Source organism: Polaromonas sp., assembly GCF_030680935.1.
GTDB lineage: Bacteria > Pseudomonadota > Gammaproteobacteria > Burkholderiales > Burkholderiaceae_C > Polaromonas.
Map to the genome: position 1 here is coordinate 19,940 of NZ_JAUXUP010000019.1, position 25,791 is coordinate 45,730.

Below are 25,791 nucleotides of genomic sequence, written 5' to 3' on the forward strand. Positions count from 1 at the left end.
TGAATCACGCGACCAGTTTTACACAGTTTTTGCCGCTGCTTTACAAGGTCAGGATGGTACAGCCGGTGGTTTTGCGCGCCTCCAGCGAGCGGTGCGCCTGCTGCACCTCGGCCAGCGGGAAGCGCTGGTCAATCGGAATCTGCACCTTGCCGCTGATGACCATGGCAAACAGTTCATCGGCCATGTCCTGCGTGGTCTCGCGCGTGGCGATGTGGGTGAACAGCGTGGGACGCGACACGTAGAGCGAGCCCTTGGCCGCCAGCAGGCCGATGTCCAGCGGCTCAACCTTGCCCGAGGCGTTGCCAAAATTGGCCAGCAGGCCAAAGGGCCGCAGGCAATCCAGCGACTTGAGAAAGGTGTCCTTGCCAACCGAGTCGTACACCACCTTCACGCCCTGGCCCTGGGTGATCTCCTTGACCCGGGCGACAAAATCTTCCTTTGCGTAATTGATCGTGAAGGCCGCGCCGTGTTCCTGGGCAAGGGCGCATTTCGCGTCCGAACCGGCCGTGCCGATGAGCTGCAGGCCCAGGGCTTTGGCCCACTGGCAGGCGATCAGGCCGACGCCGCCGGCTGCGGCGTGGAACAGCACAAAATCGCCATTCGACAACCCGCCCTGCGGCTGCGTGCGGCGCAGCAGGTACTGCACAGTCAGGCCCTTGAGCATCATGGCTGCACCGGTCTCAAAAGAAATCTCGTCGGGCAGCTTGCAGACACATTTGGCCGGCATCACGCGGAGTTCGCAATAACTGCCGGGCGGCTGACTGGCGTAGGCGGCGCGGTCACCCGCCTTCAGGTGGGTAACGCCCTCTCCGACGGCTTCGACCACGCCCGACGCTTCCATGCCCAGTTGCAGCGGCATGGGCAGCTTGTAAAGCCCGGCGCGCTGGTACACGTCGATGTAGTTGAGTCCAATCGCCTTGTGGCGGATGCGGATTTCACCGGGCCCCGGATCGCCGACGTTGACCTCGACCAGTTTGAGCTCTTCGGGACCGCCGTTCTGGTCAATGCGAACGGCTTGCGAGGTGGTCTGTGCCATGGTGGGTGTTTCCTTGGGGTGCGGTTGAAGGGAAGCGAAAAGAAGAATGCGGTCTGCATCCTGCCACGAATCAGCGCCCTACGCGGGATGCAGCACGACTCGCCCCGGCGCCATCTGGTTGAACGGCCTATTTCAGGCAAACCAGCCGCCTGATGGTTAAAGTCGCTGCATGACACCCGGCCTGAACTTTCGCACCGCCTTGCTGTTGGTGGTGCCGCCGCTGCTCTGGGCCGGCAACGCGGTGGTCGGGCGGCTTGTCAACCAGCTGGTACCCCCTATCACCCTGAACTTCCTGCGCTGGGCGCTGGCCTTTGTCATCCTCTTGCCGCTGGCCGGCTGGGTGCTGCGGCGGGGCAGTGGCCTGTGGCCACACTGGCGGCGGTTCGCCGTGCTGGGCCTGCTGGGCGTGGGTGCCTACAACGCCCTGCAATATTTGGCGCTGCAGACATCGACCCCGCTCAACGTCACCCTGGTTGCAGCCAGCACGCCGGTCTGGATGCTGGGCATAGGCTGGCTGTTTTTTGCGCAACAGGTATCGCGCCGCCAGATGTTGGGGGCGCTGCTGTCCATCGCCGGGGTGCTGGTGGTGCTGTCGCGCGGCCAGTGGGCTCTGCTGGCCGGGGTGCGGCTGGTACCCGGCGATCTGTATGTGTTGCTGGCCACCATGGCCTGGGCCTTTTACAGCTGGCTGCTGTCGCAGCCGAAAGAACCGACCGCCATTCGCAACGACTGGGCCGCCTTCCTGATGGCGCAAATGGTCTTTGGCCTGGGATGGTCTGGCCTGTTTGCAGCCAGCGAATGGGCGTTGACCGACGCGCACATCAGCTGGGGCTGGCCGCTGGCTGCAGCGCTGCTGTACGTGGCCGTTGGTCCGGCCATTCTGGCCTACCGCTGCTGGGGCATTGGCGTGTTGCGTGCCGGGCCCGCGGTGGCCGGCTTCTTTGCCAACCTCACCCCTCTGTTTGCGGCGCTGCTGTCAGCGGCGTTTCTGGGCGAGTTGCCGCAGGCCTACCACGGCATGGCCTTTTTGCTGATCGTTGGCGGGATTGTGGTGTCGTCCCGGCGCTGAGGCGCATTGCCCACTGCGCCCTAATGCCGTTCATGCGGCCGTCTACTTCGGCAGCCAGCCCAGGCTTCTGGCATGCAGGCTCTGGATGTAAAGGCGATCCGGTGTTTCGGTGACCGCTGTTGTTTCCGGATATGCCCCGCTCGGGTCTTGCAGGTCGGCCACAATTTTTCCGTCTTCGGTGAAAGCCGTGACATGCCCATAGGATTGGGGAATGGGCCACAACGCGCGGGGAAGCCTGAGCGTGAGTTTGCGCAAAAAGGGCTGGTCCGCCATGTTGTCAACCACCGGGTTGCGCGGCTTTGCAAAACCCAGCCATATTTTGCCGTCCAGGCCACGCATCAGGTTGTCGGGATAACCGGGCAAATTGTCCAGCAGCACGCGGGCTTGCGGATGGGCCTGGGCCAGGTCCAGCTGGTTGGCTTCCACTGCAATTTTCCAGACCCGGTAACGCCCGGTTTCGGCCACAAACAGGCTCTTGCCGTCCGCGCTCAAGGCCACACCGTTGGCGAAGCTCAGGCCCTTGGCAACGATGCGGGTGCTGCCGGTGGCGGGGTCGTATTCCAGTACCCGCCCGGTGGCCGATTGCTCCAGAATGTCCAGCACGCTGGCTTCAAAGGTGCCGCCCCAGCTGGCCGGCGCAAAACGGGTTGAGGCGTCGCTGAGGTAGATCTTTCCGTTGCCGGCCACCACCACCGCATCGGCGTAACGGATCGGGTCCGTTCCGACCTTGTCGGCCAGTACGGTGACCTTTTTGGCCGGGCTGATGGACAGCAGGCCCTTGACCGCATCGGCCGCAATCAAGTTGCCTGCGGCATCAAAATCAAAGCCCAGCACCCGGCCACCGGTATGGGCAAACACCTCCTCCGCACTGCCGTCGGGGTTCATGCGCAAGATGTTACCGCTGGCGACGGCCGCATACAGCTTGCCATCGCGTGCAAGCACGATGTGCTCGGGGCCTTCCTCGGCACCCAGCGCAATCATCTTCAGGCCCGCCAGTTTGTTGTTCAACCCATGCGGCCCGACGTAACCGGGCGCGGGGCTGGGCTGCCATCTCACGGGCTCTATCGGTACCGGCCAAAGGCACAGGTAGGCGGCTACGGCTGCCAGCAAAATGAGCAAGGTCGATGCGGCTTTTTTCATGAACCGGACTATAACTTTGATGCCGGGGAGAGGGTAGCCCGCGCCCGGTTGACGGGTCCACGCGCAAACGCCCGCGTTGCAGCGCCGGGCGCGGCCTGCAGAGCTATGCGGGCGCCAGCGGCTTGAGTTGCTGAAGCAGGGTGGGCACCAGTTCGCTGACCGTGGGGTGGATGTGCATGGTGCGCGAAATGGCGGTGTAGGGCAGTCCAGCCGCCAGGATGTCCAGCAAGCCATGCACCACTTCATCGCCGTTCAGACCCAGGATGGCGGCGCCCAGCAGATGCTGTGTGCCGGCGTCCACCAGAACCTTCATGAAGCCCTGGGTTTCACCAGCTTCACGCGCGCGTCCCACCCGCTGCATCGGCATCTTCGCAATCAGCGCGGGGCGTCCAGTTGCCCGCACTTCGCGCTCGGTCAGGCCGACCCGACCCAACGCCGGGTCAATGAACAGTGCGTAACACGCGGTGCGCTCACTCACGCGTCTGGGATCGTTGTCAAACAGGTTGGCCACCACAATCTCGTGGTCGTTCCAGGCGGTGTGCGTGAAAGCACCCCGCCCGTTACAGTCGCCCACTGCCCAGACGCCTTCAGCGCTGGTGCGTAGTTGATCGTCCACGGCTATATAGCCGCGCTCGTCCATCTCAATGCCCGCGGTTTCAAGACCCAGCCCATCGGTGTTGGGGCGACGCCCAACGGCCAGCAGCACATGACTGCCCACCAACGCGGGAGTGCCTGCCTCGCAGACGGCTCCAACCACGACACGGCTACCGTCGCGCGCCAGAGACAGGCATTCGGCGCCGAGCTGAAACACCACGCCCTCCGCCTCCAGGATCGCGCGAATGCCGTCGGAGACGTCCTCGTCCTCGCGGGCCAGCAGCTTCTGCGAACGCTCCACGACCGTTACCCGCGCCCCGAACCGCCGCATCATTTGCGCAAACTCCAGACCGATGTAGCTGCCGCCCACGATCACCAGGTGATCAGGAACTTCCGTCAGATCCATGATCGACGTGTTGTCCAGATAGGGGACATCGCTGAGGCCCGGCAGATCAGGCACCACCGAGCGACCGCCCACATTGATAAAGATGCGGGGCGCGGTCAGGGCGCGCCCGTTCACCGCAATCGTCTGTGGCCCGGTAAATACGGCATTGCCCTGTATCACCTCGGCCTGCTTGAGCCCCTGCATCCACTGCTGCACGCCGCTGCGCGACGCGAGGACAATCGCGTCTTTGCGGGCCTTGATACGCTCCAGCGCCACCTGGACAGGCCCTGCTGAAAATCCGAACTCCGCGCCGCGCCTGGCCATGTGGATGGCCCGTGCGCTGGCCACCATGGTTTTGGTCGGGACACAGCCGACATTGACGCAGGTACCGCCGAAGTGCCCGCGCTCTATCACCGCTGTGCGAAGCCCCTCGCGGGCGCAACGCGCAGCCAATGCAGGACCGGCCTGCCCCGCGCCTATGACGATGGCATCAAAAGATTCAGTTTGCATGGCCTGCTCCAGGTAAAACCCGTCCAGCCGCCGCAAACGGGCGGTGCGGCCTCAATTGCTCACAAATTCAGTATGTACCGGGATAAGCCCCGCCATCGGCCAGCACGTTCTGCCCCGTCATGTAGCCGGCATGCACGCTGCACAGGAAGGCGCAGATCGCGCCGAACTCTTCGGGCGTGCCAAAACGCTGTGCTGGAATGGTTTTGCGACGGGCGTCCAGTACGGCTTCCAGCGGTTGACCGGTTTTCTCGGCAGCGCCCTTCATGGTGCCCTTGAGCCGGTCGGTGTCGAAGGCACCGGGCAGCAGGTTGTTGATGGTCACGCCCTGCGCTGCAAGTTTGGTGCGCGCCACACCGGCGACAAAACCAGTCAGGCCGCTGCGCGCACCGTTGGACAGACCGAGGATGTCGATAGGCGCCTTGACCGAGCTGGAAGTGATGTTGACGATGCGGCCAAAGCCGCGCGCGGCCATGCCATCCACGGTCGCCTTGATCAGCTCGATCGGTGTCAGCATGTTGGCATCCACCGCCTTGAGCCAGGCATCGCGGTCCCAGCTGCGAAAGTCGCCCGGTGGCGGGCCGCCGGCGTTGGTGACCACGATGTCAAAATCCTTGCGCACTGCAAACACCGCCGCGCGGCCTTCCACCGTGGTGATGTCTGCAGCAACAAATAACACCTCAGCCCTTTCTGGTCGTGCGCCATCAGCTATCAATTTTGCAGCAGTCGCCTCCAGCACGTCTGCGCCGCGCGCCACAATCAACACGTTCACGCCCTCGCGCACCAGCGCCTGCGCGCAGCCCAGTCCCAAGCCTTTGCTTGCGCCGCAGACCAGCGCCCATTTGCCTGCAATGCCTAAATCCATAATAATTTCCGATTCATGTAAAAAAGTTGAAGACCATGATACTGAGTAAGTTCAACCGCTTTCACGGACTGGTTTTCAGCCTGCTGCTGCTGGGCAGCTCTTTGGCGTACGCACAGAGCGACTCGGTCTTGCTCAAACGCGCCGCCGAATTGCGCGAAGCGCCCGGTGAAAATGCACGCAGCCTGGCTGCGCTTGCGGCGCGCGCGCCGCTGACCCGCCTGGGCGCGCGCCAGGGCGCCTGGATTCAGGTGCGCACCGCCGAGGGCAACACCGGCTGGGTACACATGTTTGATGTCGGCTCTGCGGTGACTGCCGAAGCCCCGGGCGCAGGCACCAACGCGTTGCGCGGCTTGACCAGTTTTTTCAACCGGGGCAGTGCCCAGGGCGGGGCAACCACAGCCACCTCCACCGTGGGTATTCGCGGCCTGGGCGCAGAAGACTTGGCACGGGCCCAGCCGAATATGGCTGCCGTGGCGCAGGCCGATGCCCTGCGGCTGGATGCAGACCAGGCCAGGCAGTTTGCCAGTGGCGCGGCGCTGACCAGCCGTCCGGTAGAGGCACTGCCTGCACCGGCACCCGTGCCCGGCAGCAACCCGGCCACGAACAACAGCAACCAGTAACAGGAGCTGTGCGCATGAACTCCACCCACCTCCCCCACCGTGCAAGCTGCCTGGCGCTGGTTGCAGCGCTGGCTTGCGCACCGGCGCACAGCCAGGATGCCGGCAAGGCCTTGAACATGCTGGGCAACTTTCTGCGTCAAGCTGCCCCTGCCGAAGCGCCGTCGCAGCCCGCACCCACTTCGCCGGGAGGGATGCTGGGCAACCTGCTGGGCGCCAGCCTGGCGCCAGCCGGCGGCAATGCGGCGAACACCGGCGACCTGATTGGTTTGCTCTCGCAATCCCTGGCGCAGATTGATGAGCCCAAAGAAATCGAGATTGGCCGCCAGCTTGCGGCGGTGCTTCTTGGCAGCAAGCCCCTGCACCCCGATATGGCGCTGCAGCGTTATGTGAACCAGCTGGGGCGCTGGATCAGCCTGCAGTCCACACGTCCGCAATTGCCCTGGACCTTTGCCGTGCTGGACGATCCGGGTTTCAATGCCTTCGCAGCGCCCGGCGGTTATGTGTTTGTGACCAAAGGCCTGGTGGACCGCGTGAGTGATGAGGCCGAGCTGGCAGGCATTCTGGCTCACGAAATCACACATGTCACCGGAAAACACCATCTGCAGGCGATTGCCAAAACCGCGCGCGCCGGGCTTTTGACGCAAGTGGTCGGTTCGCAGGTCAAGGGACAACTGGCGGGTGCCGTGTCGGCACAGTTTCTCAGCCTGGGGCGTGATCTGTACACGCGTGGTCTGGACCAGAGCGATGAGTTCGATGCCGATCGCAACGGTGTGGCGCTGGCAGCACGGGCCGGCTTCGACCCCTACGGTCTGCTCGCGGTGCTGCAACAGCTGAGAACCGCCACCCCCGACAACCCGCTGTTTGCCCTGTCGCTGAGTACCCACCCGCCAGCACAGCAACGACTGGACCTGCTGGAACAGGCCATGGGCAACCGCTTGGACAGCCTGTCCGGCCAGCCAGTGATCACGGTGGCGCAGCGCATGGAGCGGCTGGAGGCTGCGCGCACTGCCAGCAGTGCCGATGCGCCCTCGGTGGCTGCTCCTGCGGGGCGGCGGGTGCCGGTGAAGAAGTAAGGCTAGTTTTTTTGCGGCGTTCGGGCTGAGCTTGTTGAAGCTGCCTTTGCATCCTCTGTTTGTGGTTTGCCAGCAAGCCGGGTCTCGCCCCGGCGGGCGAGGCACTTTTCTTTGCGTCGCCAAAGAAAAGTAGCCAAAAGAAAGGCGACCCGATGGTCTGGGACCCTTCGCTTCGCTACGGGCAACCTGCGGTGCTCGCCGAAAACGGGGTCTCGCTCGAACTCGCCTTCGGCTCAGACAATCGCTCGCCCTGGTCCGTTTTCAGCTGCGCTCCTCGGCCCAGCCCGACGGGTGGGGGGAATGAAAACGGGAGCGGATGCGGATTCGGGGAGACGATGGCGCGCAGAGCGCGTCATCGTCGGACCACGGGACCGTCATGTTTGCACGCGAGAGCAGCACACGCGGCCAAATGAAGTCCCCCTCCATCGCCCAGCGGGGCGAGGGAGGGGCTAGGGGTGGGAGTGGGGAGTTCGACCCTACTGCCCGCAGCGAACCGGGGACGGAGCGTGATGCAAGGAATCCGCGAGCAACATCATTTGCCAGATCGGCTGAACACAAAAATCCCGGCAATGACGAGGACGGTCCCCGCCGCCACCCAGGCGGTGAACGGTTCGCCAAGAATCAGCACCCCCATCAGGATGGTGGACATCGGCCCCACCATGCCGGTTTGCGCCGCCAGCCCGGCGCCTATGCGTTCAATGGCCATCATCACCATCAGCACCGGCACGGCCGTGCACAACGTGGCATTGAGCACCGACAACCAGATCACTTGCGGGGCCACCCAGGCGGCATCCAGCGGCCGCAACACCAGAAATTGCACGATGCAGAACACGCAGGCGACGCTGGTGGCCAGCCCCACCAGCCGCAGCGCACCCAGCCGTTTCACCATTTCGCCGCTGTAGACCAGGTAGAGCGCATAACTGATGGCGCTCAGAAAAACCAATAACGCTCCCCAGGCTGCCTCGCGCCCCAGCAAGCTGATCTCATGGCCAAACACCAGCACCACACCGGCATAGCTGACCGCCATCCCGAGCATCTGCGGGCGCGTGATACGCCTGCCGTAGAGCATGAGGCCGAGCAGCAGTACCAGCGTGGGATTGAGATAAAGAATCAGGCGCTCCAGCGATGCACTGATATACGCCAGCCCGGCAAAATCCAGAAAGCTCGCGAGGTAATAGCCGGTAAAACCGAGCCAGAGCACGCCCAGCCAGTCCTTGCGGCTCAAGGCCGCTTTGCCGCGGCTGGCCCACCAGGCCATCGCCGCAAAAATCGGAAGCGCGAACAACATGCGGTACATGATGAGCGTGACCGCATCCACGCCGTAGCGGTAAGCGAGCTTGACGATGATCGCCTTGCCGCTGAAGGCAATCGCACCAACGGTGGCCAGAACCAGGCCAACCGCTATGCTTTTAGGAGCTGTTGGCGCACAGCCTATATGGGTTTTCGAAGTTTTTTGCTCTGGATCCGGGTTCAAGATGGACTCTAGAAGCCGACAGCCTGGCCGTCACGCCGACTGTCGCTGGCAGCCACATAACCTTCAACCTTCGGGTCGCCAGTTCGCCAGATGAACTGGCCGGCGCCAAAGTCCTGGTAGGAATCGTTGATGACTTCCATGCGGTGGCCGCGCTCCGCCAGGGCCTGCACCGTCTGCGGGTCCATGGCAGATTCGACGTTGATCTCGAAGCCGGCGTTGTAGCGCCAGCGTGGCGCATCGCAGGCAGCCTGCGGGCTCTGCTTGTAGTCCAGCATGCGCACCAGCGTCTGCATGTGGCCCTGTGGTTGCATGTTGGCGCCCATGACGCCATACGACATGACCGCCTGCCCGTCCTTGGTCAGAAAGGCTGGAATGATGGTGTGAAACGGCCGCTTGCCCGGCGCGACCTGGTTGGCCCCCGCCTCCAGACTGAAAGCGTGGCCGCGGTTTTGCAGGCTGATGCCGAACTCCGGCTCGACGCAGCCGGAGCCAAAACCCATGTAGTTGCTCTGGATGAAGCTGACCATCATGCCGTCTTCGTCGGCGGCGCTAAGGTAAATCGTGCCGCCCTTGACCGGGTTGCCGGCGCCGAAGTCCTGGGCCTTTTTCATGTCGATGAGTTTGGCACGCGAGGCGAGGTAGGCGTCATCGAGCATTTGATCGACGCTCACCGCCATGGACGATGGCTCGGCCACGTATTTGTACACATCGGCAAAGGCGAGTTTCATCGCCTCGATCTGCAGATGCTGCGAATCCACGCCGTCCACCGCCATGCCCGCCACATCAAACTTGTCGAGAATGCCAAGCGCAATCAGCGCCGCAATACCCTGACCGTTCGGCGGAATCTCATGGAGGGTGTAGCCACGGTAATTTTTTCCTATGGGCTTGACCCACTCGGGCCTGTAGGCTTCGAAGTCTTTCTCCGTCAGGCTGCCGCCATGTTGCGTCGAGAATTTCTCAAGGGCCTGCGCAATCTCGCCGCCGTAAAAGGCCGCACCTTTGCTCTGGGCAATGGCACGCAGCGCCCGGCCCGCCGCCTTGAACTGAAACAGCTCGCCCACATTCGGCGCACGGCCCCAGGGCAGAAAGGACTGCGCAAAACCGGGTTGGGATTGCAGCTCGCCGGTGGCCGCCGCCCATTTTTGCTGCACCACAGGCGGCAAGAGATAACCCCGCTCGGCCGCCTCAATCGCCGGCTCCATGAGATCGGCAAAAGGCAGCTTGCCAAAGCGCTCGCTCATTGCCACCCAGCCGGCCACCGCGCCAGGCACGGACACCGAATCAAGCCCGCGCTTGGGCGGCGCGGATGCTGCGCCATATTTGCGCTTGAAGTAATCCGGCGTCCAGGCCTGCGGCGCCCTGCCAGATGCGTTGAGCCCGTGCAACTCCTTGCCGTCCCAGATCAAGGCAAAGGCGTCGCTGCCCAACCCATTGCTGACGGGTTCGACAATTGTCATGGTGGCCGCAGCCGCAATGGCGGCGTCCACCGCGTTACCGCCCTTGAGCAACATGCGCAGGCCGGCCTGCGCGCCCAGCGGATGGGAGGTGGACACCACATTGCGTGCGAACAGCGGCAGGCGGGTGGAGGGATAGGGGTTGTTGTAGTTGAAGTTCATGAGGGTTTGTTACAGGTCATATGGCCCGCTCACAGTGCTGCAGACCTTGTCGCCGGGTTATCGGTTCATGGGGTGGGCCGTCACTCCGCCGTGATCTTGCGCTCGCTGATGATTTTTTTCCACTTGCTGTTGTCTGCCCTGACCATGGCGGCAAAAGCCTGAGGTGTGCCGCCAGTGGGCTCGGCCCCGAGCCGCGCAAAGCGCTCTTTCACCTCAGCGTCGGCCAACGCGGCATTGACCGCCTGATTGACCTTGCCAGCCAGATCGGCACTCAAACCTTTGGGGCCATAGACGCCAAACCAGGTCACCGATTCAAAGCCGGGCAGCGTTTCTGACACCGCCGGCAGGTCGGGGGCAAGCGCGGTACGTTTTGGACTGGTGACCGCCAGCGCGCGCAACTTGCCGTCCTTGACATGCGGCATCCCGGTCACCAGGGAGTCAAACAGCACATCAAGTTTGCCGCTGATCAGGTCCGGCATGGCCAGCGCCGTCCCGCGGTAGGGAATGTGCAGGATGAAAGTGTCTGACTGCGCCTTGAAATATTCGGTGGTCAGATGCACGATGGTGCCGTTGCCGCTGGAGGCGTAGTTCAGGCGCCCCGGATTTTTGCGGGCAAAGTCGATGAATTCGCGCATGGTCCGGGACGACGACGAGTTGGGCACCAGCACAATATTGGGCGAGCTGGCGACATAGGCAATCGGCGTGAAATCCGCCTCGGCGTTGTAAGGTATTTTCGCGTTGATCGCCGGCCCGATGCTGTGCGTGCTGGAGGTGGCCAGCAGCAGGGTGTAACCGTCCGGAGCCGCTTTGGATGCGGCATCGGCACCTATGGTCCCGCCAGCGCCGGGCCGGTTGTCAACCACCACGGTTTGCCCGATTTTTTCGCCGAGTTTTTGTGACAGTGCACGCGCCAGGATGTCGGTCGCACCCCCTGCCGGAAACGGCACGATCATGCGGATCGGGCGTGCCGGGTAGGCCGCGCCGGTCGTCTGCGCAGCAACGGGCATGATCGCTGCGATGGCCAGGCAGAACGCTGCGGGGAAAATGGTGTGTGGACGTTTCATCCGGATATTGTGCAACGGTTTGCACCCCGGTCATCGCCCGCAAGGCGGCCGGTCCATCATTGCAGGGCTGGACTGTTTCACCCAAAAAAAAGGCGCCCGAAGGCGCCGTCTTTGGGAGTTGCCCGACCTACTCCTCTACAAAAGCCTCTTCCCGTTTGCTTTTCACGGCGGGCAGCAAAACGATGACCAGCAGCAGGGCACCGGCGGCCAGCAGGCCGGCCGAAAGCGGACGGGTGACAAAGACGCTCCAGTCGCCGCGTGAGAGCAGCAGCGCGCGGCGAAGGTTTTCTTCCATCATGGGCCCCAGGATGAAACCCAGCAGCAGGGGAGCCGGCTCTGTCCCCAGTTTGATGAAGAGATAACCAATCACGCCAAAAATGCCGACCATCCATATGTCCCACGTGTTGTTGTTGGTCGAGTAAACACCAATCGCGCAGAACAACACAATCGCAGGGAACAGGAAGCGGTAGGGCACGGTCAGCAGCTTGATCCAGATGCCGATCAGCGGCAGGTTCAGGATGATCAGCATCGCGTTGCCGATCCACATAGACGCAATCAGCCCCCAGAACAACTCGGGGTTGCTGGTCATGACCTGCGGTCCGGGCTGGATGTTGTGGATCGTCATGGCGCCCACCATTAGCGCCATCACGGCGTTGGGTGGAATGCCCAGGGTGAGCAATGGAATGAAAGAGGTCTGCGCACCGGCATTGTTGGCCGACTCGGGACCGGCCACGCCGCGGATATTGCCCTGGCCGAAGGGAACTTCGCCTGGCTTCATCTTGATTTTCTTTTCCAGCGTGTAGGCAGCAAACGCAGCGAGCAGCGCGCCTCCGCCGGGCAGAATGCCCAGCGATGAGCCCAGTATGGTCCCGCGCAGAACGGCCGGCGTCATGTCCTTGAAGTCCTGCTTGGTCGGCATCAGGCCCGACACCTTGGCGGTGAACACCTCACGCTCATGCTCGGGCTGTGCCAGGTTGCTGATGATCTCACCGTAGCCGAACACCCCCATGGCAATCACGATAAAACCGATGCCGTCGGTCAGTTCGGGAATGTCAAAGCTGAAGCGTGCGACACCGGAGTTCACGTCGGTACCCACCAAACCCAGGAGCAAGCCCAGCACGATCATGCCGACAGCCTTGAGCAAGGAGCCGGACGCCAGCACCACGGCGCCGATCAGGCCCAGCACCATCAGGGCGAAGTACTCGGCGGGGCCGAACTTGAAAGCCAGCTCGGTCAGCGGCGGCGCAAAGGCAGCAAGAATCAGGGTACCAACACAACCGGCAAAAAAGGACCCCAAGCCTGCTGCGGCCAGCGCCGGCCCCGCTCGCCCCTTCCTGGCCATCTGGTAGCCGTCAATACAGGTTACAACGGACGACGACTCACCAGGCAGGTTCACCAGGATGGCGGTGGTCGAACCGCCATACTGCGCGCCGTAATAAATGCCAGCCAGCATGATCAGCGCGGAAACCGGGGGCAGCGCGTAGGTCGCCGGCAAGAGCATGGCAATGGTGGCCACCGGCCCAATGCCGGGCAACACGCCAATCAATGTCCCCAGAAGGCAGCCGGCGAAAGCGTAGAGCAGGTTGATCGGCGTGAACGCAACGCCAAAACCCAGGGACAAGTTTGCAATCAGATCCATTTTCTTTTCCTTAGCCGGTGATGAAGGACGGCCACACGGGGAACTGCAACTTCAGCGCAATGACAAAGGCCAGATAGCTGCCGACGGCCAGTACGGTTGCCAGAATGAGGGTAGTCCTGAATTTCCAGCCAGCCTCAGCCATGCTGGCAATAAAAGTCAGGGCATAGATCGCCACAATCATGCCGAAAGCAGGGAACTTGATGGCCGGAAGGCCCGCCAGCAAAATGCCGAATACCACGTTGGCCGCAATGATGAAGAAAAGCGGCTTCCAGGCCCACTTGCCGATTTTGTCCCCGCCTACCGTCTCGACCACCAGGGCCTTGAAGGTAATCACCACGCCAATAAGTGCCAACATGACGCCCAGCATCAGCGGGAAATAGCCCGGGCCCATGCGTGCCCCGGTGCCAACGTTGTAGGTCGTTGCACCCCACGCAAACGCGACACCGACACCCATGAACATGAGACCGGCAAAAAAGTCTTTCTGACTTTTGATATTCACGGTTTGTCTCCTCTATAAACTGGAATCGATGGATTGTGCATTCAATTGCCCCTGGCGCATATGTGGCTTTCACTTAGGCTGCCAGGCCGCGAAAATCGGAAGGCTTGCGTAAGAAAGCAGTCAGGACAACGGCGGTGTGGTAGAGAGAATTTCCTCAATGGTGGTCACGCCCTCTGCCACCTTGAGCGCGCCGGCCAGCCGCAGCGGCCGCATGCCATCAAGCACCGCCTGGCGCCGCAGCGCATCAATACTCGGTTCCTTGGTGACTTTGTCCTTGAACGCCTCACTGACCGTGAGCAGCTCATACAGGCCCATGCGCCCCATGAAACCCGTCATGCGGCAATCGACACAGCCCACCGGTTTGTAGGGCTGGTAACCGCCATTGATCTGCCAGGGCTTGACGATTTCTGTCAGCGCCTCGCGTGAGCTGCCTTCATCTTTCTCGCGGCATTGCGGGCACAAGGTGCGCACCAGCCGCTGCGCCAGAACGCCCAGCAATGTGGCATTGATCAGATAGGAAGGCACACCCAGCTCCATCAGGCGCGACACCGCCGAAGGCGCGTCATTGGTGTGCAGGGTGCTGAAGACCAGGTGCCCGGTCAGCGCGGCCTGTACCGCCATCTCGGCGGTCTGCAGGTCGCGGATTTCGCCCACCATGATGATGTCCGGGTCTTGCCGCATCAGCGCGCGCAAGCCCTCGGGGAAATCAAAATCCAGATGCGCCTGCACCTGCGTCTGGTTGAAAGCGGGCTCAATCATCTCGATCGGGTCTTCAATCGTGCTGACATTGACTTCTTCGGTGGCGATACGCTTGAGGGTCGAATACAGCGTGGTGGTTTTGCCCGATCCGGTCGGCCCGGTGACCAGCACAATACCGAAGGGCCGCTTGACCAGCAACTCCCAGCGCGCTGCGTCGTGCTGCGAAAAACCCAGCGCATCCAGGTCCTTGACGGTGGTGTCGGGGTCGAAAATCCGCATCACCATTTTTTCGCCGAAGGCTGTCGGCAAGGTGGACAGGCGCATCTCGACCTCGTCCCCGCGCTGGTTACGGGTCTTGATGCGTCCATCCTGCGGCCGGCGTTTTTCAACCACGTCCATGCGCCCCAGCAGCTTGATACGCGCGGTCATCGCGTTGTGCACCCCCATGGGCAACTGGTAAACAGGGTGCAAGATGCCGTCGATGCGAAAACGTATGACGCCCTGGTCACGCCGCGGCTCCAGGTGAATGTCGCTGGCGCGCTGGTCGAAGGCGTATTGCCAGAGCCAATCGACCACCTGCACCACGCCCTGGTCATTCGCATCGAGCTGCTTGTTGGTTTTGCCAAGCTCCACCAGTTGCTCAAAACTGGCCGCGCCCTCTCTGCCGCCCGCCTTCATGGCCGCCTTGACCGACTTGGCCAGCGCGAAAAACTCGGCGGTGTAGCGGGCGATTTCTGTCGGGTTGGCGACCACGAGGCGCACGCTGCGTTTGGCCTGGCGCTCCACCTCGGAGACCCAGTCGGTGATGAAAGGCTCGGAAGTGGCCACCACCACTTCTGAGGCGGTAACCTGTACCGGCAATACCTTGTGCCGCTCCGCATACACCGCAGACATGCTGTCGGCCACCTTGCCCACATCCACCTTCAGGGGGTCAATCCGCAGATAGGCCAGGCCGGCCCGACCGGCAAGCCACTGCGCGATGGTTTCAATATCCAGCGGCTTGCCGTCAGCCAGACGGCTCATGCTGACGCTGGCCAGCCGCACCAGCGGATGCTGCGCGCTTTGCACCTGCGAGCAACGGGCAATCGTGCGCTGCGCCTCGGCGGCAGAGATCACACCGTCTTCACTGAGCCATTCCACCAGGCGGCGCCAATCCAGCGGACCGGAGGGTACGGCTTTGGCTGCCGACTCAGGGTGAGGTTTGGGGGGCATCGCTGAACGCATGGTGGCACTGTAACTGATCAATCTGCAGGGGCGTCCACCCTCGGCTCACCACACCGGCTTGAACAGTCTGAGCCATTTTTTGGCTGGCAGGCCGAAGCGCGATTCAATGCAATCGGCTCGTTGCACCAATTCCGTGCGCTCGGGCCGGGTTGGCTCACGCTGCGCGGCCACCACGGTGTTGCCCTCCCGCGTCGGCTTGAAGGCCCAGACCGCTTCCGGTCCAAAGGCTCCGGCAATTTTTTCGAGCGAGCGCAGATAACTGGAGTCGCGGCCAAACAGATTGACGGTCATCACGCCGCCCTCCGACAGCAAGTTCCGGCAATCGGCATAAAACGCTTCGCTGTCCAGCACGGGCGCTGCCGCCTCATGGTCGTACAGGTCCACCTGCAGCACATCCACCTGGCCGTGGTGCGCAGGTTTGCGGATTTCCTGCGCCGCGTCGGCCAGGATGACTTGCAGGCGCGCATCGTCCTTCGGCAGCTTGAACCACAGCCGGCAAGCCGCAATCACCTGCGGGTTGAGCTCGACCGCGGTGGTTTTCATCCTGAGTTTCTTGTAGCAGAACTTGGTCAGCGCCGCCGAGCCGAGACCCAGCTGCATGGCACGCAGCGCAGCCACCGCCGAAGCGTCCACAAACAGCAGCCAGACCATCATGCGCTGCGCATACTCCAGCTCAATGTCGAAGGGTTTGTCCAGCAGCATCGAGCCCTGCACCCACTGGGTGCCCAGGTGCAAATAGCGGACATCGCCGGCGTCGGAGAAGTTGACCTCGGGCAGATTTGCCAGTGCAGTGTTGGTGGTGTCTTTGCGGGCCATGGGTTCAGGTGATCAGTCGGTGCTTTTCAAATACGTCGCGCCACGCGGCAAGTTTGCGCTCAAAGGACCAGGAGGCATTCGCGGGGCTGGTGGAAGGCAGTTTGTAAACTGGCAAGCCCAACAACGAAGTATGGCGAAGCTGTTTGAAACTCTCCCCACCGTTGTGGGCAAGGGCCTCCAGCGCCGGGCACATCTGCCGCAGCCGCGCAAAATCATTGACCACCGGCTGGCGAATATGGCTGTCCAGGCTCCCTTCGCGTTCACAGGCCGCGTACACATCCCACACACCAAGGCGCTTCGAGAGCAACCATTCGCTACGTTTTTGATAGCTGTCTACGCTTGTTCCTATTGGGTCAGAAGGCCAAATGGCTTGCAATATCTTCCAGAAGTGGTTTTGCGGGTGGCCGTAATACTGCTGCGCTGCCAACGAGGCCACGCCGGGAAAACTGCCCAGGATCAACAAACGCGTCTGGCTGCAGACCAGCGGCGCCAGCCCCGTCAACATGCCAGCAGGCCCTTCAGTTTTGGCAAAGCCGCCAGCGAGTTGGCCCAGGCCGCATCGGCCAGCGCCTGAACCGGCACACCACGCAGCTGCGCCACCACGGCGGCGATCTGCGGCAGCTGGTCGGGCTCGTTGCGGCCCTGGACCTGACCCTGACCGCGTTGTTCAGCGGTTTTGTAAAGCCAGTGCGGGGGAATGTCGGGTGAATCCGTCTCCAGCACCAGCGCAGACAAGGGCAGGGCGGCCGCAAGCCGCCGCAGTTGCAGCGCCCGGTCAAAGGTCACTGCCCCGCCAAACCCGAGTTTGAAACCCAGCTTGATGAATTCTTCCGCTTGCTGCTCGCTGCCATTGAAGGCGTGGGCAATGCCCTGCCAACCAGCCCCCAGGGGCGCCAGTTCACGCAAATGCTTGAGTAGCCGGTCGGCCGACCGGCGCACGTGCAGGATCACCGGCAGAGCATGTTTGCGCGCCAGCAGCAGCTGCTCGCGGTAAAAATGTTCTTGCCGTTCGCGCAGCGGGCTTTGGTTCAGTTCGGGCACAAAGAAGTCCAGCCCGATCTCTCCGACCGCGACCAGGCGCGGGTCGTCCTTTCGCCGCGCCAACTCGGTGTCCAGCAGCGCCAGGTCGCCGTCCAGCGCGTCCTTGATACACAGCGGATGTATGCCCAGCGCATAGCTGTCGCCGAATTCATGCGCCAGGACCCTGACCCTGTCAAAGCTGGAAACGCCGACCGCCGGAAGGACGCAGTGCCCCACACCCGCGCCTGTAGCCCTGCGCCTCATGTCACTGCGGTCCCCATCGAATTCCTGCGCATCCAGGTGGCAATGGGTGTCTATCCAGAAAAGCATGCCCGAATAATGCCCTAGAACCCGTGCGGCAACCCGCTCTGGAACTTGTCCTGGAAACTGTCATCAATTCTTCGGTGAATATCCCCGCCTTCTATATGACCAACGTGCACGGAAGTACCAGACGTGATACCGTCAGTTTCGTCAGCCCAGAAACCAACATGCACAGGTGAAACGGATGCGCAGGCCAGCCCTTTACAGCAGCTCCCGCCGACCTACCCAGGAGCCGATTGACCAGCCAGCACCTGGCGCTCAAGCCCGATCCCCGGGCCCTGTTGCTGGCGTATCGGCTTTTTTCTCCTGGTCCAATCCGCGTCTCCTCTGGGCCGCCCTGCTGGTCCTGACCGTGCTGCTTCTTGTCAGCCTGTCGCTTTCCCTGCGGCCCTCGCAGCGCCGGCTGACGCAGGAAGACATCAATGCCGCGGTATTGAAGACGCTGGAGACCACCCAGTTGCCATCGGCAGCAGCCAAAGCCTATGAGGCGATCCGCCCGTCGGTGGTGCGGGTCACCGGCTACGGCAAAAGCAAGGACGGCAAGGAAGACGTGGAGTACGGGGTAGGTACCGGCGTGGTCATCGTGGACAAGGGCATCATCCTGACCAACCTGCATGTGGTGCAAGGCGCGCAGACCATCAAGGTGGTGTTTTCCGACGGACTGGAATCCACCGCCCACATTACCGGCGCCCAGCCAGAAAACGACCTGGCGGTGCTGCAGGCCCACAAAATCCCTGACGACATGATTGCAGCCACCATGCGCTCGACCGGCGACCTCGCGCCTGGCGACCACGTGCTGGCCGTGGGTTACCCCTTCGGCATCGGACCTTCAGCCTCTGCGGGCGTGATCTCGGGCCTCAAGCGGACCTTCCGCTCGCCCGAGGGCAAACAGGACATCCGCAACCTGATCCAGTTTGACGCCGCCGCCAACCCGGGCAATTCAGGCGGTCCGCTGGTCACCATGGATGGCGAAGTGGTCGGCATTGTCACCGCCATTCTCAACCCCAACCAGCAGCGCAGTTTTGTCGGTATTGCTTTCGCTGTGCCCATTGAAAACGCCGCCTCCGCCGTCGGCCTGACCCCTTTCTGAAGGACAACCCCATGCAAAACCAGACGCCTGCACAAGACCCCCAGACAGCACAACTGATGGAGCAGATTCTTTACGAAGTCAAACGCGTGGTGGTCGGGCAGGACCGCTTCCTGGAGCGTGTCATGGTTGCCATCCTGGCCCAGGGTCATCTGCTGGTTGAAGGTGTACCAGGACTGGCCAAAACCCTGACCGTCAAGACCCTGGCCAACACCATACAGGGAAACTTCAAACGCATCCAGTTCACGCCCGATCTGGTGCCGGCCGATCTGGTGGGCACGCGCATCTACAACCAGAAAACCGGCGACTTCAGCACCTCACTGGGGCCGGTTTTCACCAACTTGCTGCTGGCCGACGAAATCAACCGCGCACCGGCCAAGGTGCAAAGCGCGCTGCTGGAAGTCATGCAGGAGCGCCAGGTCACGATAGCCGGTGAAACCCACAAGGTGCCCGAGCCTTTTCTGGTGATGGCCACGCAAAACCCGATCGAAACCGAAGGCACCTACCCCCTGCCCGAAGCGCAGGTGGACCGTTTCATGATGAAGGTGCTGGTGGATTACCCGACCGATGAAGAAGAGTTTGTGATTGTCCAGCGCGTGATTGGCCCGGCCGTCGCGGTCTCCAGCGTTGCCAGCACCGAGCAACTGGCGGCGCTGCAGCGGGAATGCAGGCAGGTCTATGTGGACCCGTCCCTGATCCAGTACGCGGTGCGTCTGGTGTCGGCCACGCGTACTCCTGAAAAACACGGGCTGAAGGACCTGGCCCGTTTCATCACCTTCGGCGCCAGCCCGCGCGCCTCCATCAACCTGACCGAGGGCGCACGCGCGCTGGCCATGCTGCGTGGTCGCAGCTACGTTCTGCCTGAGGACATGACCGACCTCGTACCTGATGTGCTGCGGCACAGGATCGTGCTGTCTTATGAAGCACTGTCGGAAGGACTTGACGCGGACACCGTGGTTTCGAAAATCATGGCAAAAATACCAGCTCCGGCAAAACCGCTTGAACACGAGAAGCTAGCCGCCTAGATATGTTGCCCCCAGGTTCGCTCACTGCGTGTAGCTCTCTGCCCCCCGAGGGGGCCGCTGCGCCTGCGGTGCGGCGAAGCCAGTCCCGCGGCCCCTGCTTGATGGGGAGTGCTCCTCGGTCCGTTGGGGGCGCTGACTGATCATGAAGAGCTGGTTGCGCAGATTTTCCAGTGCGGAGCCCACCGAAGCAGCGGACCGCGCTGCGACGTCCGGCGGGATTCAGGCCACGCCCGTTTCGGGATCGACCGGGGCAGGCGCCGAGCAGGTGCTGCGCCGCCTGGAGTGGACCGTGCTGCGCCGGCTTGACGGCCTGTTGCAGGGCGACTACCGCACCTTGATGCGCGGCACCGGCATGGATCTGGCCGATCTGCGTGAGTACCAGCACCACGACGATGTACGCCACATCGACTGGAACGTCACCGCGCGGCTGCAGCTGCCGCATGTGCGCGTGTTCACCGAAGACCGCGAGATGGCCAGCTGGTTTTTGCTGGACCTCAGCCCTTCGGTCGATTTTGGCTCCGGTCCGCAACGCAAAAGCCAGGTCTCCAGCGAATTTGTAGCGGTGCTGGCACGCGTACTGACGCGCCACGGCAACCGCGTCGGCGCCATGCTGTATGGCACCGGTGTGGACACGGTACTGCCCGCACGCGGGGGGCGAGGTCATGTACTGCGCCTGCTGCACAGCATGCAGGCCCGGCCGAAAATCGAAGGTACGGCGCCCACGCGCCTGGACGACCTCCTGCGCTCCGCCGCCCAGTTTCTGCGCCGCCGTTCTACCGTGTTTGTGGTGTCTGACTTCATCAGCGAGCCCGGCTGGGAGAAAACCCTGGGACAGCTGGCCCAGCGCCATGAAGTGGTGGCGGTGCGGCTGCTCGATCCGCTGGAACTCGAGCTGCCCGACCTGGGTCTGATCCCGATCCGCGACGCAGAAACGGGTGAACAACTGTTGGTAGACACCCACGACAAGGGTTTCCGGCAACGTTTCACCCGCATTGCCGCCCAGCGCGAGGCGGAGTTGCGCCAGTCCTTGACGCGGGCGGGGGTCGATACGCTGGAACTCTCCACCGATGGCGACCTGGTCGATGCCATCATGCGATTTACCGAGCTGCGCAAGCGCCGTGGCCAGGCCTCAGGTGCGGCTGGTAAAGGCCTGCGCAGGCTACCCGACCATCTCAAGGTGGCCGCCTGACAATGGCCTGACCCAAGGAGACCCGCTGTGAACTCACCCGTGACTTTCCTGTGGCCCCAGTTTCTCTGGCTGATGCTGGCCCTGCCTGTACTGGTGGCGCTGTATGTCTGGCTGCTGCGCCGCAAGAAGAAGATGGCGCTGCGCTACGCCAGTCTGTCCATCGTGCGCGAAGCCATGGGCACGGGGCAGAATTTCAGGCGCCACATCCCGCCCCTGCTGTTTTTGCTGGCCATGGCCGCCATGTTGCTGGCGGCGTCACGGCCTTTTGCCGTCATCACCCTGCCCTCACAGCAGGAAACCATCATCCTGGCGATGGACGTGTCGGGCAGCATGCGGGCCACCGACGTACAGCCGAACCGCCTGGTTGCTTCGCAAAATGCGGCCAAAGCCTTCCTGGCTGAGCTGCCGCGCAGCGTGCGGGTCGGTATTGTGGCTTTTGCCGGTACCGCCTCGGTGGTGCAACCAGCCACCTTGAGCCGCGAAGACCTGGTGGCCGCGATTGACAAATTCCAGTTGCAACGTGCCACGGCCATTGGCAACGCCATCGTGGTGTCGCTCGGTGAGCTGTTCCCCAATGCCGGCATTGATCTCGCCTCGCTGACCTATGGCCGTAACCGGAACAGCGGCGTGGCCATCGACCAGGCCCCGAAGGAGCCCAAAAAGGAGTTCACACCGGTCGCGCCCGGCTCCTACACCTCGGCCGCCATCATCTTGCTGACCGACGGCCAGCGCACCACCGGCGTGGATTCGCTGGAGGCGGCCAAGATGGCCGCCGACCGCGGGGTGCGCATTTACACCGTGGGCATAGGCACGGTCGATGGCGAGACCATAGGTTTTGAAGGTTGGTCCATGCGCGTCAAGCTGGACGAGGAAACCCTCAAGGCGATCGCCACCAAAACCCAGGCCGAGTATTACTACGCAGGCACGGCAGCCGACCTGAAAAAGGTCTATGAAACCCTGAGTTCGCGGCTCACCGTCGAGAAAAAGGAAACTGAAATTTCCGGCCTGCTGGCGCTGGCGGCGGCGCTGCTGGCACTGTTGTCGGCGGGCTTGTCGCTGCTGTGGTTCAACCGGATACTTTGAAGCCGCGCCCGGTTCGCCTGCATGCTCAGGCATCACGCTGCATCCTCAGCTTGCCTCAGACAGTAGTTTCAACTCCCCACTCCCAACCCCCCGCCCTTCCCTCGCCCCGCTGGGCGAGAGAAGGGAGCCTCATTTGGCCGCGTGCGCTGCGCTCGCGTGCAAACTTGACTGTCCCTTGGGATTCCCGTGCAGGAAGCGCTGCGCGCTTCCTGCACTCCGGATTTGTCCCCGCATTGGTTTTCCACCCCACCCTTCTGTATGCGCCGAGGAGCGCAGGTCCAGACGGATCAGGACGGGCGATTGTCTGAGCCGAAGGCGAGTTCGAGCCCGGCCCCGGCTGGCCCGAGCACCGCAGGTTGCCCCTCGTAGCGCCAGCGAAGAGGGGACGCAGACAGCAGGGTCGCCTTTTTCTTTGCTTACTTTCTTTTTGGCGACGCAAAAAGAAAGTGAGTTGCTGCCGGGCAACCCCCGGCTTGCTGGCTAACCTGAGGCCTTGAGGCAAAGATGGCTTCGACAGGCTCTGCCCGAACGGTGATAGTCATCAGACGTGGATTAGGATCAAGTCAGGAATGACCGCCAGCGCCATAAATTCGCTATAAATTCAATAGCTGCTCACGCATACAGGACAAGGGCTAGAGCCCAAAATTCCTTAAGAAAAGCAGGGTCCGCCACACCGGGCGCCAACCGCCCTACTGAACATGGCATTCGCGCCGCAACAAGGCCACAGCGTCATTGAGCGCGTGTACCGCGTCGCTTTGCAGCGTACCCTGCGCCTCTTCCATGAAGTCGTCCCACAAGCTGGCGTAAGCGTCGTGGTGTTGCACCGGCGCGTTGTCCAGGATGTACTGGCGGGCCAGCGCCGGTTCGAAACCGGATTTGCGGATCTTTCGCACCAGGGCCGCAGCACCTTTTTCAGTCAACATGGTTTTGGGAGTAGCGCCTGCGGCCACGCAGAGCAACAGGGTCAGCAGCGAACCATCGTCGCTGTTGCCGCCAGTGACCTTGTTCCACGCCGTAGACGCCTGGCGGTCGTGGTGGTCGACTTCTTGGAGGCCGTCTTCCACCCAGAAATACCGGCCCATGAAGGCAGGGCTTCGGTCAAACAACTGGCGCACCGGCAAGGCCGAATCAAGTATTTTGGGTGCATCGGTGATCACCGATTGGCGCACCACTTCCACCGCGCTGCGGAGATGAGCTGGCAGTTTTTTGGGTAAGGCGACCGGCAGCACCGCAGCGCCGCCCGCGTGCTTCTTGCGTAAGGCGCCGACCATCTTCTCGAACGCCACCCAGTCGGGCATCTCGATGCGGCCAGAGGCCAAAACCAGCAATGCGGTGCGTATCACCGCTTCGGCATCTTTGCCTGCCTCTTCCAGATCGTCGGCGTCCATGCCCAGCTCTCCGGCCAGCCAGAGCGCCGCATCCACCAACTGCCCTGCCTGGCTGCGCCTGGTCAGTTCAGACTGGTAGTCGGCCAGGCTGCGCAGCGACCATTTGGCCAGCAATGGAATATGCGCGTCGGTGAAGCCGCCGCGCTCGTTCATGCCAAAGTGGCTGTTCTGCGGCATGGCGATCAACGCCTTGAGCATGTCGGAGCCGCCCTTGGAGCGCGACAACAGCGAAAAATCGCGCAGCGACTCGGCCGCTTGCTGCAGGTCGCCGTCGCAACTGCTCTCCAGGTACAGACTGACCAGGTTGACCATGCGGTCGCGGGCTTTTTCAAGCTCAGGGCGCAAGAACTCGTTGCCGAAATAACGCGCAATCTGCACCATGCCCTTGGGGCCCTCGATACGCATCGCCTCGATTTTTTCGGGGTCGATGATGCCGTGCAACACGCCATGCCGCAACGCCTTTTCGAAAAACGGACGGGCGTCGTAGAGCGAGACGGCTGAAGGCGAAGACATGGGACTGCGCGCGTTCAGATCGCCGATTCCTCGTCGGACTCGCGCGCCGTCGGTGTGGCCTTGCCACGGTCGGTGTCACCGGTTTCGACCTTGCCGTCGTCCTCGGCCTCCTCCTCGTCCTCGGGCGCAGCTGCCTGATGGGCACTGACCTTGGCGCGCAACACCATCAACATTTCAATGAACAGGTCCGGCAGTTCATAACGCAGTATCCAGGCCAGTTGCATCCAGTCGCGGTCGGCGATTTCGTCCTGCTGGACGCGCGGTTTCTCCCACGCCGAGGTCAGCAGGGCGGACTGCGACAGCATCTTGCCGTACTCGTCGGCGGGCTCGAAACTGCCACTGCGGGCAAAACCCTCGACACGACTCCATTGATCGGAGAAATAATCGGCCAGTGCCTCGGCGCCGCCGTCGAGGTCGCCGATCGCCGTGAGGAATTCCACCGGGTCCGCATCCTCGCGGAAGATGACCGCGTTGACCATACCGCGCAAATGCGTGCGGGTCAGGTCCTTGTAGAGCTTTTCGATCACCACGGCGCGGGCAAACTGGGCGGGCGACACCAGCAGACCGACCACCGACTCGCGCGAGTTGTCGTACTCGCGGATGACGGCCAGGACGTCCTTGGGCGGCAACTGTTCCAGCACCACCATCAGCGCGGCATCACCTTCAGCGTCGGCGAGCTCCACCAGAGCCGACTCGGCACCGACGATATCGCCGGCCGCTATCAGGGTCTGGGTTCTTTCGATCAGGGCGAGGTGCGTTGTCATCAGGGTTTCATCTTCCATGTCAGGGGTGGCTGCATCAGTCTTTCTGATCGAAGCCTTGCTGGACCAGCCAGGAGGCAGCAGCCTCCTGGCGTGCACGGACATCGCTGCCTTGCCCACCGTCTCCGTCGTCATCAAAGATCACCAGGTCATCGTCGCCGTCCTGGTCGCTGCCTTCGTCTTCGTCGTCATCCTCGTCTTCGCCGGCGACCATCATCCCGGCGGGGACCGGCAGGCCGGCCATGTATTCCAGGCCTGCAGTCAGTGTCAGGAATTTGTCCCCGCCCGGCGCCTGCAGAACGATCCTGGCCAGGTCACTGGCCCAGGGCGCCATCTCAAAGCTGCCCGCCAGGCTGCTCCATGCCGGAAAGCCAGCGCCGTCATGCGTGAGCAGATGATCCATGGCCTCCCGCCTGGTGAAATCAAAACCCTGGTGAAACACCACCGCCACCATCTCGGGACTGAGCTCCATCATCTGGACCAAAAAACCGATTTCCTGGCGTTTGCCGGCCAGACGCTGGCGCAAGACGTCGCGCCCCTCGGTGTCGAAGCGCAGGTCGTCCATTTCGGACTGGTAAGCCGAGCGCAGGTCGAGGAAATAGGGGGAGATGCTCATGCTGCAGGTTTTTTCATGTGATGGGTCATGGTGCCGGCCGGTATCACAGCAGCGGGTTTAAATAGCTCTTCCAGATCTCGGTTGCGGTGGCAAGCGGACTGTCGAGCAGGTTGCGACGGCGGTTGTCGTCGTAGACCTGGCGTTTTTCCGCGTCCGACAGCACTTCATACGCTTCCTGCACCGCCCGAAAACGCGCCGGCGCCTGGGGATCGGCATTTTTGTCGGGGTGCCAGAACGACGCCTTCTGGCGAAAGGCCTTCTTGATGTCAGCCAGCGTTGCAGCGCTGTCCAACCCAAGGGCGGTGTAGTGATCGGTCATGCGCGGGTGGTGTTGTCCTGGACCGCAAGCAAGCAAGGTAATGCCACGGCGTGTTAAAGGGCTCACCCGGCTGAGGAAACGCGCAGGCGCGCCGCGAGGCGACCAAGGATTATGCACGCCCGGCCCTTTTCAGGGCGGCAGGCTGGCCA

General features: G+C 62.5%; 24 protein-coding genes. 7 read left to right on the forward strand and 17 right to left on the reverse strand.

What is annotated here, in order from left to right; translation table 11 throughout:
- Positions 1 to 40 precede the first annotated feature (40 nt).
- Positions 41 to 1,036 (reverse strand): quinone oxidoreductase, encoded by a 996-nt coding sequence (locus tag Q8L50_RS05385; RefSeq protein ID WP_305347634.1) that lies wholly within the window; start codon positions 1,034 to 1,036, stop codon positions 41 to 43.
- A gap of 169 nt (positions 1,037 to 1,205) precedes the next feature.
- Here Q8L50_RS05385 and Q8L50_RS05390 point away from each other — a divergent pair, with 169 nt between their 5' ends.
- Positions 1,206 to 2,105, forward strand: a complete 900-nt coding sequence (locus Q8L50_RS05390; RefSeq protein WP_305347635.1) for a DMT family transporter — start codon at positions 1,206 to 1,208, stop codon at positions 2,103 to 2,105.
- A gap of 42 nt (positions 2,106 to 2,147) precedes the next feature.
- On the opposite strand, the gene Q8L50_RS05395 is transcribed toward Q8L50_RS05390, so the two are convergent.
- From Q8L50_RS05395 to Q8L50_RS05405, 3 genes are all read right to left on the reverse strand, one after another.
- A complete protein-coding gene (locus tag Q8L50_RS05395; RefSeq protein WP_305347636.1) occupies positions 2,148 to 3,245 on the reverse strand; it encodes an SMP-30/gluconolactonase/LRE family protein in 1,098 nt (365 codons plus the stop codon).
- A gap of 103 nt (positions 3,246 to 3,348) precedes the next feature.
- Complete coding sequence (locus Q8L50_RS05400; RefSeq protein ID WP_305347637.1) at positions 3,349 to 4,734, reverse strand: FAD-containing oxidoreductase; 1,386 nt, start codon at positions 4,732 to 4,734, stop codon at positions 3,349 to 3,351.
- A 67-nt stretch (positions 4,735 to 4,801) separates the two neighbouring features.
- Positions 4,802 to 5,596 (reverse strand): SDR family oxidoreductase, encoded by a 795-nt coding sequence (locus Q8L50_RS05405; RefSeq protein ID WP_305347638.1) that lies wholly within the window; start codon positions 5,594 to 5,596, stop codon positions 4,802 to 4,804.
- A 35-nt stretch (positions 5,597 to 5,631) separates the two neighbouring features.
- Here Q8L50_RS05405 and Q8L50_RS05410 point away from each other — a divergent pair, with 35 nt between their 5' ends.
- The gene (locus Q8L50_RS05410) at positions 5,632 to 6,216 is read left to right on the forward strand and encodes an SH3 domain-containing protein (RefSeq protein ID WP_305347639.1); all 585 of its coding nucleotides are present in this window, start codon (positions 5,632 to 5,634) and stop codon (positions 6,214 to 6,216) included.
- A 14-nt stretch (positions 6,217 to 6,230) separates the two neighbouring features.
- The gene (locus Q8L50_RS05415; RefSeq protein WP_305347640.1) at positions 6,231 to 7,289 is read left to right on the forward strand and encodes a M48 family metalloprotease; all 1,059 of its coding nucleotides are present in this window, start codon (positions 6,231 to 6,233) and stop codon (positions 7,287 to 7,289) included.
- 532 nt (positions 7,290 to 7,821) lie between these two features.
- Here Q8L50_RS05415 and Q8L50_RS05420 read toward each other — a convergent pair.
- The 9 genes from Q8L50_RS05420 to Q8L50_RS05460 form a co-directional block, all read right to left on the reverse strand.
- Positions 7,822 to 8,724 carry a DMT family transporter gene (locus tag Q8L50_RS05420; protein WP_305347680.1) on the reverse strand — a complete coding sequence of 301 codons (903 nt, stop codon included), beginning with the start codon at positions 8,722 to 8,724 and terminating at the stop codon, positions 7,822 to 7,824.
- A gap of 47 nt (positions 8,725 to 8,771) precedes the next feature.
- The gene (locus tag Q8L50_RS05425) at positions 8,772 to 10,379 is read right to left on the reverse strand and encodes a gamma-glutamyltransferase family protein (protein WP_305347641.1); all 1,608 of its coding nucleotides are present in this window, start codon (positions 10,377 to 10,379) and stop codon (positions 8,772 to 8,774) included.
- A gap of 80 nt (positions 10,380 to 10,459) precedes the next feature.
- Positions 10,460 to 11,443 carry a Bug family tripartite tricarboxylate transporter substrate binding protein gene (locus Q8L50_RS05430; protein ID WP_370869753.1) on the reverse strand — a complete coding sequence of 328 codons (984 nt, stop codon included), beginning with the start codon at positions 11,441 to 11,443 and terminating at the stop codon, positions 10,460 to 10,462.
- A gap of 127 nt (positions 11,444 to 11,570) precedes the next feature.
- Positions 11,571 to 13,082, reverse strand: a complete 1,512-nt coding sequence (locus tag Q8L50_RS05435) for a tripartite tricarboxylate transporter permease (RefSeq protein ID WP_305347642.1) — start codon at positions 13,080 to 13,082, stop codon at positions 11,571 to 11,573.
- Positions 13,083 to 13,092: 10 nt separating this feature from the next.
- Positions 13,093 to 13,581 carry a tripartite tricarboxylate transporter TctB family protein gene (locus Q8L50_RS05440; RefSeq protein WP_305347643.1) on the reverse strand — a complete coding sequence of 163 codons (489 nt, stop codon included), beginning with the start codon at positions 13,579 to 13,581 and terminating at the stop codon, positions 13,093 to 13,095.
- 120 nt (positions 13,582 to 13,701) lie between these two features.
- On the reverse strand, positions 13,702 to 15,504 hold the full coding sequence (locus Q8L50_RS05445) for a GspE/PulE family protein (RefSeq protein WP_305347644.1): 1,803 nt from the start codon (positions 15,502 to 15,504) through the stop codon (positions 13,702 to 13,704).
- 45 nt (positions 15,505 to 15,549) lie between these two features.
- Positions 15,550 to 16,320, reverse strand: a complete 771-nt coding sequence (locus Q8L50_RS05450) for a spermidine synthase (RefSeq protein WP_305347645.1) — start codon at positions 16,318 to 16,320, stop codon at positions 15,550 to 15,552.
- A gap of 4 nt (positions 16,321 to 16,324) precedes the next feature.
- Positions 16,325 to 16,825, reverse strand: coding sequence for a DNA-deoxyinosine glycosylase (locus Q8L50_RS05455; protein ID WP_305347646.1), 501 nt, complete (start codon positions 16,823 to 16,825; stop codon positions 16,325 to 16,327).
- Positions 16,819 to 17,670 carry a TatD family hydrolase gene (locus tag Q8L50_RS05460; protein ID WP_305347647.1) on the reverse strand — a complete coding sequence of 284 codons (852 nt, stop codon included), beginning with the start codon at positions 17,668 to 17,670 and terminating at the stop codon, positions 16,819 to 16,821. Before Q8L50_RS05460 ends, Q8L50_RS05455 begins: the two co-directional genes overlap by 7 nt.
- A gap of 175 nt (positions 17,671 to 17,845) precedes the next feature.
- Here Q8L50_RS05460 and Q8L50_RS05465 point away from each other — a divergent pair, with 175 nt between their 5' ends.
- The 4 genes from Q8L50_RS05465 (at position 17,846) to Q8L50_RS05480 (ending at position 22,045) form a co-directional block, all read left to right on the forward strand.
- Positions 17,846 to 18,751 (forward strand): S1C family serine protease, encoded by a 906-nt coding sequence (locus Q8L50_RS05465; RefSeq protein ID WP_305347648.1) that lies wholly within the window; start codon positions 17,846 to 17,848, stop codon positions 18,749 to 18,751.
- A gap of 11 nt (positions 18,752 to 18,762) precedes the next feature.
- The gene (locus Q8L50_RS05470) at positions 18,763 to 19,773 is read left to right on the forward strand and encodes a MoxR family ATPase (protein WP_305347649.1); all 1,011 of its coding nucleotides are present in this window, start codon (positions 18,763 to 18,765) and stop codon (positions 19,771 to 19,773) included.
- Between the two features lie 142 nt (positions 19,774 to 19,915).
- Complete coding sequence (locus Q8L50_RS05475) at positions 19,916 to 20,962, forward strand: DUF58 domain-containing protein (RefSeq protein ID WP_305347650.1); 1,047 nt, start codon at positions 19,916 to 19,918, stop codon at positions 20,960 to 20,962.
- 39 nt (positions 20,963 to 21,001) lie between these two features.
- Entirely contained in the window at positions 21,002 to 22,045 is a 1,044-nt protein-coding gene (locus Q8L50_RS05480; protein WP_305347682.1) for a VWA domain-containing protein, read from the forward strand.
- A gap of 689 nt (positions 22,046 to 22,734) precedes the next feature.
- Here the strand turns inward: Q8L50_RS05480 and Q8L50_RS05485 are convergent.
- From Q8L50_RS05485 to Q8L50_RS05500, 4 genes are read right to left on the reverse strand one after another with little or no spacing between them, the layout of a single operon-like run.
- Positions 22,735 to 23,946, reverse strand: coding sequence for a hypothetical protein (locus Q8L50_RS05485; protein WP_305347651.1), 1,212 nt, complete (start codon positions 23,944 to 23,946; stop codon positions 22,735 to 22,737).
- 14 nt (positions 23,947 to 23,960) lie between these two features.
- Positions 23,961 to 24,710, reverse strand: coding sequence for a hypothetical protein (locus tag Q8L50_RS05490; RefSeq protein ID WP_305347652.1), 750 nt, complete (start codon positions 24,708 to 24,710; stop codon positions 23,961 to 23,963).
- Positions 24,711 to 24,744: 34 nt separating this feature from the next.
- Positions 24,745 to 25,323, reverse strand: a complete 579-nt coding sequence (locus Q8L50_RS05495; RefSeq protein WP_305347653.1) for a hypothetical protein — start codon at positions 25,321 to 25,323, stop codon at positions 24,745 to 24,747.
- A 43-nt stretch (positions 25,324 to 25,366) separates the two neighbouring features.
- Positions 25,367 to 25,642 (reverse strand): DnaJ domain-containing protein, encoded by a 276-nt coding sequence (locus Q8L50_RS05500; RefSeq protein WP_305347654.1) that lies wholly within the window; start codon positions 25,640 to 25,642, stop codon positions 25,367 to 25,369.
- Between the last annotated feature and the right edge of the window lie 149 nt (positions 25,643 to 25,791).